The organism is Streptomyces paromomycinus (assembly GCF_003865155.1).
In the GTDB taxonomy this organism is placed as follows: domain Bacteria; phylum Actinomycetota; class Actinomycetes; order Streptomycetales; family Streptomycetaceae; genus Streptomyces; species Streptomyces chrestomyceticus.
This window is the reverse complement of record NZ_BHZD01000001.1, coordinates 1948950-1965294: the sequence shown is the minus strand read 5'-3', so window position 1 is coordinate 1965294 and position 16345 is coordinate 1948950. Positions and strand designations below refer to the sequence as shown.

Genomic DNA, 16345 nt, shown 5'->3' with positions numbered 1-16345 from the left:
GTCTGGCTCAGTGGGCGGCGGCACCCGGGGTGGCGGGCGTGTCGGGAGGCGGTACGGCGCCGCGGCGAGAGGCGATGCGTATGTAGTTGACGCGGTCACTGCGGTAGCCGTCGAGGTAGTGCTGTTCGATCCCCGTGGCGTAGCGGGAGTAGGAGCGCAGCTCCCAGTAGGGAGTGGCGGGTTGGGTGAGGTCGTCGACCTGGTAGGGGATCAGGCCGCTTTCGATCAGGGCCTTGAGGTAGGTGGTGCGGCGGTGGGTGTGGCAGTGATAGTGCGCGTCGATCGCGGTCGCCTCGGGCGGATGGGGGGCGAGCACGTCGTTGTTGCACCAGGTCAGCAGGACGTAGCGCCCCGCAGGCTTGAGGAGACGGGCGAACTCGGCGAACGTCTCGTACGGGTCGACGTACATGGTGGTCTCGTTGGTGACCACGTAGTCGAAGGAGGCGTCGGGGAAGCCGGTGGCGGCCATGTTGCGGTCGTGGAAGTGCACTTTCTCCGCGCAGTTGTGCTCCTGGGCCTGCCGGCGGGCGAACTCGTTCTGGTAGGCGGAGATGTTGACCCCGTCCACGCGGCAGCCGAACGCCTGGTGGAGCAGGATGGCCGTGCCGCCACGGCCCGATCCGCCGTCCAGGATGCGTGCCTGGGGTGCTACCGGCCCCAGGGCCTCGCTCAGGGCGTCGACCTGCCGGGTTTCCATCCGGTGGAGTTCGGCGTTGATGGCCTGGGCGCGTTCTTCGCCGGAGGTGAGCAGGACCTTGCGGTCGAAGTCACCGACGGCGAAGTGGTGGTGGTAGAAGCCGTCGGTCTCGCCGAGTTTGAGGTTGATGGGGTCGTCGCGCTTGTTGTCGTAGTAGTCGAACGCGGCCTGCTCCAGCGGAGTGCGCAGGGCAGCAGTTGGCTCAGAGGACATGATGTCGCCTTCCGTGACTGGTGGGACCGTGCGGTGACGGGTGCTGCCCCGCGTTGTAGGGCAGCCGGGCATATGGCGCCTGCGGCGGATGTGCAGCTGTGACGGAGTCAGGTGAGTATCTGAGACGTTGTGGCAGCTCGGCCCGGCTCTTCGACGGCCGGCGAACCGGCGTCCGCACCGGGAGGTGTGCCGGTGACTGCTCCGCCTAATCATTGCGGCAGTTCACTTACGCTGGCAGCGCCCGATACGATAGCTTTCAACTAAGCGTCTGCTGCGGCGTTCGGCTCGGCAAAAGAACGGTGGGCCCGTGATGCCGTCGGGCGAGTGCGAGCCGGCGGCCGGTTTGACATGACATCTGCTGCCGCTGACTGCTGATCGGGCATATCTCGTCTGCCAACCCACGACGCTAGGACGGATGTGCGGCCCGCGCCAGACGCTGCGCGAAGTCACCGAGACGTCTAGGGCGTACGGCGGCATACGCCGGTTTTGGTGGAGCACGGGGTGGCGCAGGTCCGGTGGGCTGTGCGCCCCCGGGCGCGGTGCTGGCGGGCAGGACGTGGCCGACGAGGCGTGTTGGCCGGACCGCGGTGACCGCAGGGCGCGGGGTGAAGTGGCCGCGAGACGGCGGGATGCCTTGGCCTACGGGGCGGCGGGCGGATGGGGTGCGGCCGGGGCAGCGTACGCCGGGGCACTTTACGGGGCGGCGCATGGGCTGTGCGGCGGAGCGCGTGCGCGTCCCGGGCGGCGAGGAGGGATACGCCTGTGCGCCGCCTGGCGGTGGGTTGTCAGGTTCTCGGGTTTGCGGTGGGCTCGTAGGGCCTGCGGACCGCCTCGTTGGGGAGAACGGGACGGTGTCCGGGCGCCGCGGTACGGCGCACACCCGGGCAGGGGGCCTAGCCTGTCGATGCCGGATGATGTCCCCGCGCAGGCGCTCAGTGAGCGGGCCGTGAAGGCCCCACAGTTTCTCGGAGTCCTCTTTGCTGAGAGGAAGTCATGCGTCCTGGTGGATTGCCTTCGACCAACGAACACGTCAACGGCCACATGGCCAGCGAGCCGGGGCGGTGGTCGCCGCGGGTGCTGCAGGCGCTGCCGCTGGAGCAGTTGCCGGCGGTGGCCGCGCAGATCCGTGCGCTGCTGATCGAGCAGGTGTGCGCGGCCGGCGGGCACCTGGGGCCGAACCTGGGGGTGGTGGAGCTGACGATCGCGCTGCACCGGATCTTCCACTCACCCCACGACGCACTGGTGTTCGACACCGGGCATCAGGCGTATGTGCACAAGATGCTCACCGGCCGCGCTGCGGGCTTCGCCCGGCTGCGCAAGCGGGGCGGGCTGTCGGGCTACCCCTCGCGCAGTGAGTCGGTGCACGACTGGGTGGAAAACTCCCACGCCTCGACCTCACTGTCCTACGCCGATGGCCTGGCCAAGGCGTTCGCCGCGCGTGGACAGGACGGGCGCTGGGTGGTGCCGGTGGTCGGGGACGGGGCGCTGACCGGGGGGCTGGCCTTCGAAGCGCTGAACAATCTCGGCCGGGCCGGCCACCGCCGCCTGGTCGTGGTCCTCAACGACAACGGCCGCTCCTACGCCCCGACCCAAGGGGCACTCGCCCGCCACCTTCAGGTCCTGAGGCAAGCGGTGGCCGGCCCGGAACCGGGGCCCGGGCGCAACGTCTTCACCGATCTGGGCTTTGCCTATCTGGGCCCGGTTGACGGGCATGACCTGGCGGCCGTGGAGGAGGCGCTGCTTCGGGCGCGGACGGTGGGGGGACCGGTGGTGGTGCACGTGGTCACGGTCAAGGGCAAGGGGTACGCGCCGGCGGAAGGCGATGCTACCGACCGCATGCACACGGTCGGCGTGCTCGACCCGGCCACCGGTACCGCCGCTGCGGGCAGCGCCGCTGTGACGTGGACGAACGTCTTCGGCAGCGAGCTGGCGCGCTTAGCAGCGCAGCGCGAGGATGTGGTGGCGCTGACAGCCGCGATGCAGCAGCCCACCGGTCTTCAGCTGTTCGCCGAGCGGTTTCCGCAGCGGGTCTTCGATGTGGGCATCGCCGAGCAGCACGCGGTGTGCTCGGCCGCCGGGCTGTCCATGGGCGGCCTGCACCCGGTCGTCGCCGTCTATGCGACGTTCTTAAACCGGGCGTTCGACCAGCTGCTGATGGATGTCGCGCTGCACCGGCTGCCGGTGACGCTGGTGCTGGACCGCGCCGGGATCACCGGCCCGGACGGGGCCTCGCACCACGGCATGTGGGATCACACCCTGCTGTCGGTGGTGCCCGGCCTGCGCCTGGCCGCTCCGCGTGACGGCGCGACCCTGCGGGAACTGCTGGCCGAGGCGCTGTCCGACCAGGACGGCCCCACCGTCCTGCGCTTTCCCAAGGGAGCCGTCCCGGCAGACCTGCCGGCCGTGAGCCGGGCGGGGCAGGTGGATCTGCTCACCGAGACCGGTTCGGATGTGCTGCTGGTCGGCTTCGGGGCGATGGCCGGGGCCTGTCTGGCCGCCCGCGACCAGCTCGCCGAGCGCGGCCTGTCGGTGACGGTGGCAGCGCCCCGCTGGGCTCTGCCGGTGCCGCCCGAGCTGATCACCCTGGCCGCCGGGCACCGGCTGACGGTCACGGTCGAGGACAGCTCCCGCACCGGCGGCCTGGGCACCGTCTTGGCACAGACCTGTACCGACGCCGCCATCGGCGCCCCCGTCCACACCATGGGGCTGCCGCGCACGTTCCTGACCCACGGCTCACGCGCCGAACTGCTGGCCTCCACCGGGCTGCTGCCCGACGGCATCACCACCGCCGCCCTGGCGGTCTTGGAGGCCGCCCGCCGCGCCGCCTGATCCTTCTGCACTGTTCGGAGGCTGACGATGAGCACCACCGACCTGCCCCTGCCCGCCTTACGCCCGCCCGTAGCGCCGCGGCGCCGCACCCGCCAGCTGCACGTCGGTGCTGTGCCGGTCGGAGGCGGTGCCCCGGTCTCGGTGCAGTCCATGACCACGACGCTGACCGCGGACGTGGACGCCACCTTGCAGCAGATCGCGGAGCTGACCGCGGCCGGCTGCCAGATCGTGCGTGTGGCCGTCCCGTCCCAGGACGACGCCGACGCCCTGCCCGCCATCGCCAAGAAGTCGCAGATCCCGGTGATCGCCGACATCCACTTCCAGCCCAAGTACGTCTTCGCCGCCATCGACGCCGGATGCGCCGCCGTGCGCGTCAACCCCGGCAACATCAAGAAGTTCGACGACAAGGTCCACGAGATCGCCCGTGCCGCCGCCGACTCCCGCGTCCCGATCCGGATCGGCGTCAACGCCGGGTCACTGGACAAGCGGCTGCTGGCCAAGCACGGCAAGGCCACCCCCGAGGCCCTGGTGGAATCCGCTCTGTGGGAGTGCTCGCTGTTCGAGGAGCACGGCTTCACCGACATCAAGATCTCCGTCAAGCACCACGATCCGGTCACCATGGTCCGCGCCTATGAACTGCTCGCCGACGCCTGCGACTACCCCCTGCACCTGGGCGTGACCGAAGCCGGGCCGCTGCTGCAGGGCACCATCAAGTCCGCCGTCGCCTTCGGCACCCTCCTCAACCGCGGCATCGGCGACACCATCCGCGTGTCCTTGTCCGCCCCGCCGGTCGACGAGGTCAAGGCCGGCATCGGCATCCTGGAATCCTGCGGCCTGCGCCAGCGCCGCCTGGAGATCGTCTCCTGCCCGTCCTGCGGCCGCGCCCAGGTCGACGTGCACACCCTGGCCGAAAGGGTCACCGCCGCCCTGGACGGGCTGCCCTACCCCCTGCGGGTGGCGGTCATGGGATGCGTGGTCAACGGGCCCGGCGAGGCCCGCGAAGCCGACCTGGGTGTCTCCTGCGGCAACGGCAAAGGCCAGATCTTCCGCAAGGGCGAAGTCATCGCCACCGTCCCCGAATCCAAGATCGTCGAGGCACTGGTGGAAGAGGCCCTGCGCATCGGCGAAGCCCAGGCCGCCCCGGACGAGTCCGAGGCCGCTGACGGCGCGCAGGGACGGGAGGCAGCACCGTGAACACCCCGGTGCTCGCAGAGCATCTGGACCTCGACGGGCTGCGCCGACAGATCGACGCCGCGCTGGAGGACTACCTCCGCGGCAAAGCCCTGGCAGCCCGGACCGAGCGGCTGCCATCGGTGCCCGTGCAGGTGTTGCACGAGTTCGTCTTCGCCGGCGGCAAACGCATCCGGCCCCTGATGTGCATCCTGGGCTGGCACGCCGGCCACGGCCACGGCGAGACCGGCCCCATCGTGCGGGCGGCGGCCTCCCTGGAACTCTTCCACGCCTTCGCCCTGATTCATGACGACGTCATGGACCACAGCGCCACCCGCCGCGGCCGGCCCACCGTCCACCGGGAACTGGCCGCCTTCCGCCACAGCGCGGCCTTCGGCGAAAACGCCGCCATCCTCGTCGGCGATATGGCCCTGGTCTGCTCCCAGGAAATGCTCAACGACGCCGGTCTACGTCCCGGCCAGCTGATGGCCGCCCTGCCCGTCATCGACGCCATGCGGAGCGCGATCCTCTACGGGCAGTACATGGACCTGGACGCCGCAGCCCAGCCCGCCGATGACGTGTACCGGGCAATGGCCGTCATCCGCTACAAGACCGCCAAATACACCGTCGAGCACCCGCTGCACCTGGGCACCGCCCTCGCCGGCGCCCCACCTGATCTGCGGAGCGCCCTCAGCGCCTACGCCCTGCCACTGGGCGAGGCATTCCAGCTGCGCGATGACCTGCTCGGCGTCTTCGGCGACCCCAAGACCACCGGCAAGGCGACCCAGGACGACCTGAGCGAAGGAAAACGCACCGTCCTGCTCGCCCTGGCCCTCCGCCACGCCACCCCTGCCCAGAGATCCACCCTGCAGCGGCTGGTCGGCGACCCGCACCTGGACGAGGAACAGGCCGAGACCGTACGGGCCATCCTCACCGATACCGGAGCCCGGGACCGGATCGAGAACCTCATCGACACTCAACACCGCACCGCCCTGCGAGCCCTGGACGCCGCGCCCCTACCCGGCGCCGCCGCCGAGGCCCTGCGGGACGTGGCCCGCACCCTGACGGAGCGCACCCGATGACCGACACCGATGTGGCCGGACGCCGTGTTCTGCTGGCCGCCCCCCGCGGCTACTGTGCGGGCGTGGCCCGCGCTGTGAAGGTCGTGGAAAAGGCACTGGAGCTGTTCGGGGCGCCCGTCTACGTGCGCCGCGAGATCGTCCACAACAAATACGTCGTCAAGACGCTGGAGGCCCGGGGCGCCGTCTTCGTCGAGGAGACCGACCAGGTCCCCGAGGGCGCCACCGTCATCTTCTCCGCCCACGGCGTCGCCCCCACCGTGCATCAGGGCGCGGAGGCCCGGCGGCTGGAGACGATCGATGCGACCTGCCCCCTGGTGACCAAAGTTCACAAAGAAGCCGTGCGCTTCGCCCGCGACGACTACACCATCCTGCTCATCGGCCACCAGGGCCACGACGAGGTCATCGGCACCAGCGGCGAGGCCCCCGACCACGTCACCATCGTCGAAGGGCCCGAACAGGCCGCCACCGTCACGGTCCGCGACCCTGACAGAGTCGTCTGGCTGTCCCAGACGACTCTGTCGGTCGACGAGACCCAGGCCACCGTCGCGGTCCTCAAAAACCGCTTCCCGAATCTGAAGTCCCCGCCGAGTGACGACATCTGCTACGCCACCCAGAACCGGCAGGCCGCCGTCAAACAGCTCGGCACCGACGCCGACCTCGTCCTGGTCATCGGCTCCACCAACTCCTGCAACTCCCTGCGCCTCGTGGAAGTCGCCCTGGAGGCCGGCGCCCGCGATGCCCGCCTGATCGACCACGCCCGCGACATTGATGACACCTGGCTGGCCGATGTGCACACCATCGGGCTGACCTCCGGTGCCTCAGCCCCCGAGATCCTGGTCGACGAGGTGCTGGACTGGCTCGCCGAGCGCGGCTACGCACAAGTCGAGGTGGTACAGGCCGTCGAGGAGCACCAGCACTTCGCCCTGCCCCACAGCCTCACCTCCCGCAAGAGCCCCCCGCACGGCACCGAGACCTGAGCACGTTACGGCGCTGCCCGGTGGCATGTGCCGGCCGGCGCTGAAGACCGCTGACCCCTTACGCAAAGGAGCGCGACTTATGTCCCAGCAGCGCAGCGGCATCACCAAGTACGTCTCCAACGTCCTGGACGACACCAAAACCATGATCGACGATGTGATCGACAAAGTCCGTGACTTCGAGACCGACGCCCGCGACAGCATCAGCCGCAACCTGGGCACCAAGGACACCAAGACGGACATCGCTACTCCGCAGCAGCCCGGCACGCCGCCTGGCCAGGAGACGGAGACCGTCACACGGGCTGAGGCGGCAGCCTTGTACACCCGGCTGGGGCAGATCGAAGAACTCCTGCGCCAGCTGCAGCCCACCAGCGCCCCGGCACAGGGCACGGCGGGCAAGACGGCCGGCAAGTCCTCGACGTGAACGCCACCCCTAACGGCTTTAGCCGCCACGCGGACGGCAGCGACAGCGCTGCCGTCCGCACTCCCTCGGGGCCGCCGCCCGAGCGGCTCCTCAGCCGTCACTTCAGCGGCCAGCTCTACGATATCCGCCTGCAAGAGCCGGTCAGCGTCGGACAGTTGGCCCAGGAACTGCGCGCCGGGCGCACCTTCCGGGCCCACGACCACGCCACCGGCTGCGACTGCAGCTTCCAGGTCCTGGCCGAGGTCCTCACCTGCGCGGTAGGGGCCGCTGTCCTGGGGGCAGGTGACGGCCTGCTGCGTCCGGGCACGCTGCTGGCCCAGGCCGCGGGCCAGGCCACCACGGCCTCAGCCGACCCCGGCTGACCCTCCCCCCGCCGACCCCTGGGAGCCGTGCATGGGTGCTCACCGCACGCACTATGTCTGCTCCACCCTGGCCGGAGTGCTCGCCCACGAAACCCGGCGCACCCTGGCCCGCCGGGTCCGGCCCCGTCGCCCGGCCGACGGGGCCGGACCCACACATGCCGTGGCCCTGCGTGAGGCCCTGGAGAAGCTGGGGCCCTTCTACATCAAAATCGGCCAAATCCTCTCTACCCGCCCGGACCTGGTCTCCCCGGAGGTCATCGCGGAGCTGGAGATGCTCCACGACCGCGTCTCGGTGGCGCCGTTCACCGTCTTCGAGCCGGTGCTCACCCGGGACCTCGGGCCCCGCTGGCCGGCGTTCTTCCGTCACATCGACACCGAGCATCCGCTGGGCGCGGCCTCCCTGGCCCAGGTCTACCGGGCGACACTAACCGACGGCACCCCGGCAGCCCTGAAGATCCAGCGCCCGGGCATCCGGCCGGTCATCGAAGCCGACATGAAGCTGCTGAACAAAGCAGCGCGCTTTGTGGGCCGCCGCGCGCCGCGCTTCACCGCCGTCATCGACACCCACGCCATGCTCGGCGTCATCTTCGACGCCATGCGCCCCGAACTCGACTTCACCCTCGAAGCCCGCAACATGCACCACGCCCGCGAACACATCACCGGCTTCAAACACCTGGCCGTGCCCGCAGTCATCTCCGCCACCCCGAACGTGCTGGTGCAGACCCTGGCACCAGGCTGCTCCATCGCCGACGCCCGCCGAGCGGACTTCACCCTCGAAGAGCGCGAAGGCATCGGCCGGGACCTGATGGCGTTCATGTACCGCTCCTACTTCCTGACCCGCTCCTTCCACGCGGATCCCCACCCCGGCAACATCCTCGTCCACCCCGGAGAAAAAGCCCACCTCATCGACTGGGGCATGGTCGGCCGCATCGACCGGCCGCTGAGCACCAGCATCCTGCTGGTGCTGCTCAGCCTCGCCCAGAACGACGGCGCCGCGGTCGCCAAAGCATGGATCGAGATGGGCCACGCCACCCCCTGGGCGGAGGTCACCGACTTCATCGAGGACATGGCCGCCCTGGTCCCGCAGGTCGCCACCGCCACCCTCGAGGAGCTCAACTTCGGCGTCACCCTCACCAAGATTCTGGAGCAATCCACCCGCCGCGGTATCAAGACCAGCCCCATGATCTCCGTACTCGGCAAGTCCTTCGCCAACCTCGAAGGCTCCATCCGCAACCTGTGCCCGGAGCTGGCCATCATCGACGTCTTCGAGGACGAGTTCCGTCACATCGCCTTCAAACTCGCCACCGAAGCCCTCTCGGAGAAACAGGCCGCCCGCATCGCCCTCGACCTCATCATTGCCGGCAACACCGTCGCGCCCCAGGCGCGCGGCCTGCTGCGCGATCTGTCCAACCGGGAATTCACCGTCCAGGTCAACCAGCTCCCGCTCAAGCGGGCCCTGCAGAGCCTGCCGTTCGGCGGACGCCACACGGTCCGCGACGCCGCCCTGGCCCTCGGCGCCCTGGCCTGGTGGAAGAGACACCGCCACACGCCCGGCCGATGACGGCCGCCCACCCACAGCAGCAGGCCGGGCACCGGCCGGGAAGGGACCACCGTGCTGAGCACACCCCGCGGACTGCTCTTCTGGCTCGTCCTGATCATCCTGCTGTTCTGCATCGCCATCGCCCCCGTCCAGACCGCCCACACCGTCATCGGCCTCATCCACGCCATCGGCAAATTCTTCGCCGGCCTCAAAGCCTTCCTCGAAACCCTCAGCGACCCCTGACCCCCGGTGCCCGTCAGCTACAGCGGAAAGGAAAAGATCATGCGCATCGCGCTGCTCGCACTCCTGGCCTGCGCCGTCCTCGTGGCTGTGGGCTGCACCGCCATACCGCCGATGAGCGCCGAGGTCCGCGTCATCCCGACCATCCCCGCCCCCTCGTCCTCCCCGGCCCCCGCCCAGCCGGCCTCGGCTCCGGCAACTGCCCTGGCGCCCGTACCAGCACCTGCCAACACCATCACCCTGACACTCCGTCCCTCAGCCCCCCGCACAGCAACGCCAACCCCCCAGGACAGCCGCACACCGCCATCCGCCACCCCCACCGTCACCGTCACATCCTGCCCCACACCCTCTGCCACCTCCGCCCACCCCTCAACACCTCCTCCCACGTCTACCGGTGCTCCACCACCGCCCTGCGCCACCTCCTCCGCACCCACGCCGTGCATCTCACCTGACAGCTCCCAATCCTCAGCCCCCGCGACACCGGAAGAAAAAACCGCAGCGCAGCCTGCTGACGCGCCCCCACAGCCGACTGACTCAGCGCGCCCGCCGGAGGGAAACCGTCGATGACAACGCACGGCTTCTTCGAATGCCAGGCCACGGCTTTGCTGACCGAGGCCACCGCGGACGACCTCGGTCAGAGCACCCCCTCGGTCTACGAGAGCGGCCGCCTGGTCAGCGACGCCCCCTGGCTCGCCGGTCACGGGCAACGGCTCCAGGCGCTGTGCGCGAGCCAAAACGCCGACGGCAGCTGGGGCAGCGGCGAGCGCGGCCTGGTGGCGACCCTCAGCGCCGCCGAGGCCCTGCTGAGCGTGCTCACCCGCCGCAACAGCACCCACCCCCCACGCCACCAACTGGTCAACGCCACCGCACTGGCCGTCACCCGGCTCAGCCACTGGCTCGGCGACCACCTGCACCCCCCGACCCTGCCCGACACCATCGAAGCCGGCCTCATCACCCCCGCCCTGACCGAACGGATCCAGCAGCACCTGGGACGCTGCGGCCGCACCGAACCGCCCTTCCTGCCGCCCCGGGCCTCCTCCCTCTTGCTCGCCCACCCCAAAGGCTGCCGGCCCACGGCCCTGACCAGGCTGCGCGCCACCATCCGCGAGGGCCGGCCGCTGCCGGAACACCTCGCGTGCATCTGGGAGATCCTCGCCCCCGCCACTGACTGCCCGCACCGGTGCATCAGACCCCGCGCCGGGACCGTCGGCTGCTCCCCGGCAGCCACCGCCGCCTGGCTGGGCGCCCCGGGCACCAGCAGCGCACAGCAACGCGCCGGCCTCAGCTACCTGCACCGCGTCCAAGACCGCTACCAGGGACCGGTTCCCGCATCCGCCCCCACCACGACCGCCGAACGCGCCCGCCTAACCGCCCTCTTCGCCCGCCACCGCATCCCGCACACCCCACCACGCGCCCTCCTGGCCAGCCTGCGCGCCGCCCTGGACACGCAAGCCCCCTGCCCGCCGTCCAGCGCCGACGACATCGCCGCCGTCCTCTACGCCCTGCTGCACCATGGCGACCGCCTGCGCCCCGACCGCCTCATGCTCTACTACACCAGCGACCACTTCCGCTGCGCCCCCGGTGAAAGCGGCCCGTCCCCGGTCGCCAACGCCCACGCTCTGGAAACCCTGACCCTGTACACCGCACGCCGGGCCGACGACCGCGGCCGCTACCGCCCCGTGAGGCGCAAGACCCTCCAATGGCTGCTGACCCAGCAGCATCCCGACGGCTCATGGCGCGATCCCAGCCACACCTCTCCGTACTACGCCACCGCCTGCTGCACCCAGGCCCTGGCCACCTGCGCCGGCCCTGTTGCCCGCCCGGCCCTGGCCCGGGCCGCCGCCTGGGCCCTGGCCACCGGGCGGCCCAACGGCCGCTGGGGCCAAGCACCGCACGGCACCGACGAGGAAACCGCCTACGCCACATGGATCCTGCTAGCCGGTGCCCCGCAGTCGGCGGCGGCCCGCCACGCACTGACAGCCGCCGGGAAGATCCTGCACCACGCCCACATCAGCGACCGCACTCCAGCCCTGTGGCACGACAAAGACACCTACGCACCCTTGCGGGTCCTGCGAGCCACCCGCCTGGCCGCCCTGCACACCCTGCACCACCTGCCCGACCGGGCACCGACCCCCTGGTAGCCGCGCTCACGCCGCCCGCGCCTCAGCCCCGCGCCAGTTCCCCAATGCACCACCACGACGAACGAGGCCCACGGCTACAGTCCTCGCCCCAGAGACCCGGCACCGGCTTCAGAGTCTGAGGTACCAGTCCCCCCAGCGCGTTCCGGTACCCGGACACACCGCATCAGCGCCGAGGCGTCCATCAAGCCCGGCGTCCGGACAGCGACGTCCGCGATCGGAGTACAGGCCACGGGCAAGGAAGGCGGCAGCATGCGCATGCCCCGCGGATTGCTCTTCTGGTTCGTGCTGATCGTTCTGCTGTTCTGCATCGCCATCGCCCCCGTTCCCACCGCTCACACCCTCCTCGACATCATCCACGCCATCGGCAGACTCTTCACCGGCCTCAAAATCTTCCTCGAAACCCTCAGCCACCCCTGACCCAGCCGTGCCTCCACAGCAGGGGAACCCACGGAAGACTGAGGCCAGCCGGTGCTCAGTAAGAGGGGCTGCCCGTTTCCCAGGCTGCCGTTGATCACTTCCCAGGTGGCCGGACTGCCAACCGGTGGGTTCAACGCCCGGTAGGGAGGGGCCCGAAGGGCCGGTGCACCTCTTGGAGGAGTTTGGAGACCACTTCACCTCCACCATGGACGTCTGGGTGCCACCGAGCGGCAGTTTGCCGATAGAGCAGATGCAGGGCTCCTGTTGTGTCCGGATCGGCGTTGGGGAGCTCGGGCAGAAGGGTACAGGCGGTGGCGCGAACGAGGGCAGAGCGTGCTGATGCGCTCGAAGATCGCGTGATATCGCTTGGCCCCACCGGTGCGGCCGCTCGCTTCCGGCCCGTGGCTGTCGCCATCGCTGGTACGGGGAAACCGCGGTGGCCCGGCAGCTTCGTTCATCCGCTCACGGGTATCGCCCTGCTGACGACGTTTCACCTGAACCCCGGTAAGGCGCTGAGTGAGGGCAGAAACAGGCCGCGGCCAGGAAAGCGCGGAGGGGCGCACCGCTGCAGCCGATGCCGCAGCCTGCGGTTGACGACGGTGTCGATGAGACGGGCTCATCACCCTTGTGCCCGCTTGTGGAGCATCGAGCTTCTGGCGATGTTGTGCCGGAGCTGCCGTTGTCGGCGCCGGGTTCGTTTGGGGCGCCTGCTGCTTACCGGCCTCTGCGGGCCGAGTGCCCGGCGGTGCGGGTACGGCTTCCGGTCGACGCGCCCGGCTGGTTCGTCACCCGCTATGCCGACGGCCGTCTGATCCGCCCCTCCCGGTGGAGACCTGACGCCACCGTAACCGCCGTCGGCAGGGCCTCTCAGCTCATCACCATGATGGAACTGGACTGACCGCGCCATCACGCGCTGCGCGCCGCGGTCGCCGACGCCTTCAGCCTGCGCGCGGTCCGCGAGCGTCGGCCCGTCATCCGGCAGCAGGCCGACCGGTCACTGGGCGAGTTTGAGCGTGGTGGCCGGACCGGGGGCCTGGTCACCGGCTCGCGGAACTGTTCCCCCTGCCCGTGGTGGGCGAACTGACCGGTCCTCCCTACACGGACCGATACGCCTTCCTCCCTCACGCCGACGGCGAGCTGAGCAGCGACGACGTGATCGTCTTCGGCCTCTCCATTCTCGCCGTCGACTTCCGCATCAGCACGATGGTCCTGGCCAACGCCGCCCACCAGCTACTGCTGCGCCCGCCAACCTCGCCGCGCTCCGCGCCGACCGTAGCCTGCTGCTCGGCGCGGCCGAGGAACTGCTCCGCTTCTTGACGGTGATGAAAGGTGCCGAGATCCAGCTGGCCACCGACAAAATCGCGCTGCACGGCAAGACCACCCGGGCCGGTGAAGCCGTCGCCGCAGCCAACCACGAAAACAGGGTCTTCCCCAACGATGTCGAACTGAATCTCCACCGTATACAGAACCCGCATCTGGCCTTCGGACACGGTACCTACAATCACCTCGGTTCCCACCTGGCCCACGCCACACTGCAGATCGGACTGGAGGCATCGCTGAACCGGATGCTCCCGGCTGCGGCTCGCCAGCCGAGGAGACGCTTTCCTGGTGGTGACGGAACTCGTCGCGAACGTCATCCGGCACCATAAGAGTTCCAGCCGGCTGCGCCTGGCCATCTCAGGCTCGCCGCCTGATCGTAGAAGTCCATGACGCCTGCTCCGAGAATCCGCGGATGCGGCCGATGTCCGCGCAGAGGGAGAGCGGGCGGGGCCTGGCCAACGTCGACGCCCTCGCCGAACGCCTCGACTGCCTACTGCCCCCGATGCGCGGCTAGGGCGGTGAAGAAGGGCGGCAGCGCGGGTGGGGCGCCCGCGCGCTGTCGGTGGAGCCCTGGCCCAGCCTCACCGCTCTTCCGTTAGGTGCTGCCTGGTGTCGAAGGACGCCTGCGTAGCTTCGGTTGATCTCGGAGTCGCTGTCTCCTTGCCGCATGGCACTGGGAAGGAGCACGGGGTGGGCAGGAGTCGGTCGAGCCCAGCGGGGCCGTAGGAGATCCGGTAGCCGCACTGCGTGCACTCCTCAGTCATCACGAGGCCGTACTTGGTCTGCGAGCGGTGATGCTCCGGCGTGCACCCGTGCGTGGCCAGGGTGGGAAGCAAGGGCTCCTCCTCGCGCCGGGCACCGGACGGCGCGAGGTTCATGGTTCCAGAGACGGACGGTGGTCCCAAGGACATTACGGGACACCACGATCGGGGGTGCGCCGCAGCCTTTGCCGTGGCTGCTGCGGCGCACCTGGTGGCGAAGCCGCAGGGAGGCGGCTCTGCCCGGTCAACGGCACCCCCAGCGCTTGGTGTCGACCACGTGGCGGTGGTCGTTGCGCAAGGTGGCGGTATCGCGCCGGTTGTCCCAGGCGTAGTCGCGGCGGTCCTGGAAGACATCGCGCCAGGTGTCACGGCCGTGGCCGGTGTGGACCCGGACTTCCTGGCGGCCGCTGAGGCGCAGGTTGCGGAAACGGTAGGTCTTGTGGGTGCGCTCGCTGGTCAGGGTCCAGCCCTTGAGGTTGACCGGGCGGTGGCCGGTGTTCTTGACGGTGACCCACTCGGCGTTCAGGGACCGGTTGGAGCCGTCGTCGCGGCCGGGGGAGTCGGCCTGCACCGCGCCGATGACGACGGGGGAGCGGTGCGGGGCGGGCAGGGTGTGGGAGCCGGTGGCGGCGGTGGCGGGCAGGGCGGCGGCGGTGACCAGGGCGGCCGAGCCGAGGGCGACGGCCGCGAGACGGGCGGAACGGGACATGGCGGACCTCCTGCGCACAGCCCCGCCGCGGGGCGGGGCCGGTGGGACGAGTTGCCCGGACGGCTGCCGGGCGCACTCACTGTGCGCCCGTCGGCCAGGCCGTGGTTGAAGATGCGACGGTCCATTACAGAACACGGACATTTGCACAACCCCTCTCGAACCGCTGCGCACGCCCCGCGCGCGGCCGCCAGTCGCGCGCTCCCAGTGCGCCACATCCCTACCGGTGCTGAGCTGCGGCTTTGCCGAGACAGAGCTTGGTGAGGGTGGCCTTGCGCACAGACGTGCACGCAGGGCGTCGGCTGCTGGGAACGTATGTCCATGACCAGAAGGGCACACTCGGAAGGCGCGGGCGGGTGCAGAACCGTTCAGGTGCCGGGGCATCCCCAGTCCGGGGCGTTTCCTCCTGGCGTGACGATCGTTTGGTCGGATACGACGCGCTCAGCCCCCGGCCCGCCTCTGTCATGGCTGATTAACTGAGGCGGGTGTGAAGGGTGTTCGCCGCATGAGCGGTGATTCCCGGAGTCGGGGGCTGGGCGATATCCCGTACGGGATACGGGCGCCTAGTCAACATCAGGTGCCCGGTTCGTCATCTTCGAAAGATGAAGGACCACACGTGCACCAACTCGTGAAACACAGCGTGCTGGTCGCCGCGACGGCGACCGGGATGCTGGCCGGTGCGGCGGCGGGCGCGCACGCCGACTCCGGCGCCGCGGGGCGCACCGCGGCCTCCCCCGGAGTGCTCGCGGGCAACCTGCTCCAGGCCCCCGTCCATCTGCCGGTGAACCTGTGCGGCAACACCGTCAACGTCATCGGCCTGCTCAACCCCGCCTTCGGCAACCACTGCGCCAACCCCGGCACCCATCACCACCCACCCGGCCACAAGCCGCCCGGCCACAAGCCGCCCGGCCACAAGCCGCCCGGCCACAAGCCGCCCGGCCACAAGCCTCCGGGGAACCATCAGCCTCCCGGCCACAAGCCGCCTGGCCACAAGCCCCCCGGTCATAAGCCTCCTGGCCACAAGCCTCCGGGGCACCAGCCGCCTGGGAACCACCAGCCTCCCGGTCACAAACCACCAGGCCATCAGCCCCCCGGTCATCAGCCTCCGGGGCATCAGCCGCCCGGGAGCCACCAGCCGCCTGGCCACAGGCCGCCGGGGCACCGGCCGCCGTCCGATGTCGCCGGTGAGGTGGACTCCCGTACCCCGTCGGCCGCGTCCCCGGCCGGCGGCAAGGGCCGGGAGGCTGGGCAGGCCGTCCCGGGCCCGGCACTGGCACACACCGGCAGCGATCACCTGGGTGCCGCGGCTGCCGCGAGCGGTGCGCTGCTGCTCGGTGGTGTGGCGCTCGTACGCCGCAGCCGGAGCTTGCGCGCCTGACATGTGCGTCTTCGGCCCTGCGTGACCAGCCCTACTGGCGGCTCCCGGCCCGGGAGCCGCCAGTAGGCATTCCGGCCCGGACAGGCCGACG

The 16345-nt window shown here is 70.2% G+C and carries 14 protein-coding genes; 11 read left to right on the top strand and 3 right to left on the bottom strand.

Features of this window, described 5'->3' with window-relative positions; genetic code table 11:
- Positions 1-7: 7 nt before the first annotated feature.
- Entirely contained in the window at positions 8-910 is a 903-nt protein-coding gene (locus OEIGOIKO_RS07805) for an SAM-dependent methyltransferase (RefSeq protein WP_125053150.1), read from the bottom strand.
- A 1041-nt stretch (positions 911-1951) separates the two neighbouring features.
- Here OEIGOIKO_RS07805 and OEIGOIKO_RS07800 point away from each other — a divergent pair.
- The 10 genes from OEIGOIKO_RS07800 (at position 1952) to OEIGOIKO_RS41480 (ending at position 12089) form a co-directional block, all read left to right on the top strand.
- Positions 1952-3739 (top strand): 1-deoxy-D-xylulose-5-phosphate synthase, encoded by a 1788-nt coding sequence (locus tag OEIGOIKO_RS07800; protein ID WP_125058566.1) that lies wholly within the window; start codon positions 1952-1954, stop codon positions 3737-3739.
- Positions 3740-3766: 27 nt separating this feature from the next.
- Positions 3767-4933: a flavodoxin-dependent (E)-4-hydroxy-3-methylbut-2-enyl-diphosphate synthase gene (gene ispG / locus OEIGOIKO_RS07795; RefSeq protein WP_125053148.1), complete on the top strand. Its 1167-nt coding sequence runs from the start codon at positions 3767-3769 to the stop codon at positions 4931-4933.
- Positions 4930-5991, top strand: a complete 1062-nt coding sequence (locus tag OEIGOIKO_RS07790) for a polyprenyl synthetase family protein (protein ID WP_125053146.1) — start codon at positions 4930-4932, stop codon at positions 5989-5991. The genes ispG and OEIGOIKO_RS07790 overlap by 4 nt, the downstream gene beginning before the upstream one ends.
- On the top strand, positions 5988-6968 hold the full coding sequence (locus tag OEIGOIKO_RS07785) for a 4-hydroxy-3-methylbut-2-enyl diphosphate reductase (protein WP_125053144.1): 981 nt from the start codon (positions 5988-5990) through the stop codon (positions 6966-6968). The genes OEIGOIKO_RS07790 and OEIGOIKO_RS07785 overlap by 4 nt, the downstream gene beginning before the upstream one ends.
- 79 nt (positions 6969-7047) lie before the next feature.
- Positions 7048-7389 (top strand): hypothetical protein, encoded by a 342-nt coding sequence (locus OEIGOIKO_RS07780; RefSeq protein WP_125053142.1) that lies wholly within the window; start codon positions 7048-7050, stop codon positions 7387-7389.
- A complete protein-coding gene (locus OEIGOIKO_RS07775; protein ID WP_125053140.1) occupies positions 7386-7751 on the top strand; it encodes a hypothetical protein in 366 nt (121 codons plus the stop codon). The genes OEIGOIKO_RS07780 and OEIGOIKO_RS07775 overlap by 4 nt, the downstream gene beginning before the upstream one ends.
- A 31-nt stretch (positions 7752-7782) precedes the next feature.
- The gene (locus tag OEIGOIKO_RS07770; RefSeq protein WP_246177261.1) at positions 7783-9312 is read left to right on the top strand and encodes an ABC1 kinase family protein; all 1530 of its coding nucleotides are present in this window, start codon (positions 7783-7785) and stop codon (positions 9310-9312) included.
- Positions 9313-9363: 51 nt separating this feature from the next.
- Positions 9364-9534, top strand: coding sequence for a hypothetical protein (locus OEIGOIKO_RS41485; RefSeq protein WP_170251635.1), 171 nt, complete (start codon positions 9364-9366; stop codon positions 9532-9534).
- Between the two features lie 560 nt (positions 9535-10094).
- Positions 10095-11672 carry a prenyltransferase/squalene oxidase repeat-containing protein gene (locus OEIGOIKO_RS07760; RefSeq protein WP_125053138.1) on the top strand — a complete coding sequence of 526 codons (1578 nt, stop codon included), beginning with the start codon at positions 10095-10097 and terminating at the stop codon, positions 11670-11672.
- Positions 11673-11921: 249 nt separating this feature from the next.
- Positions 11922-12089 carry a hypothetical protein gene (locus OEIGOIKO_RS41480; RefSeq protein ID WP_170251633.1) on the top strand — a complete coding sequence of 56 codons (168 nt, stop codon included), beginning with the start codon at positions 11922-11924 and terminating at the stop codon, positions 12087-12089.
- Between the two features lie 1121 nt (positions 12090-13210).
- On the opposite strand, the gene OEIGOIKO_RS41475 is transcribed toward OEIGOIKO_RS41480, so the two are convergent.
- Entirely contained in the window at positions 13211-13579 is a 369-nt protein-coding gene (locus tag OEIGOIKO_RS41475) for a hypothetical protein (protein WP_170251631.1), read from the bottom strand.
- Between the two features lie 835 nt (positions 13580-14414).
- The gene (locus OEIGOIKO_RS07750; protein ID WP_125053134.1) at positions 14415-14879 is read right to left on the bottom strand and encodes a lamin tail domain-containing protein; all 465 of its coding nucleotides are present in this window, start codon (positions 14877-14879) and stop codon (positions 14415-14417) included.
- Positions 14880-15492: 613 nt separating this feature from the next.
- Between OEIGOIKO_RS07750 and OEIGOIKO_RS07745 the strand changes: the two genes are divergently transcribed.
- Positions 15493-16254: a chaplin gene (locus tag OEIGOIKO_RS07745; RefSeq protein WP_246177260.1), complete on the top strand. Its 762-nt coding sequence runs from the start codon at positions 15493-15495 to the stop codon at positions 16252-16254.
- The last annotated feature ends 91 nt before the right edge of the window (positions 16255-16345 follow it).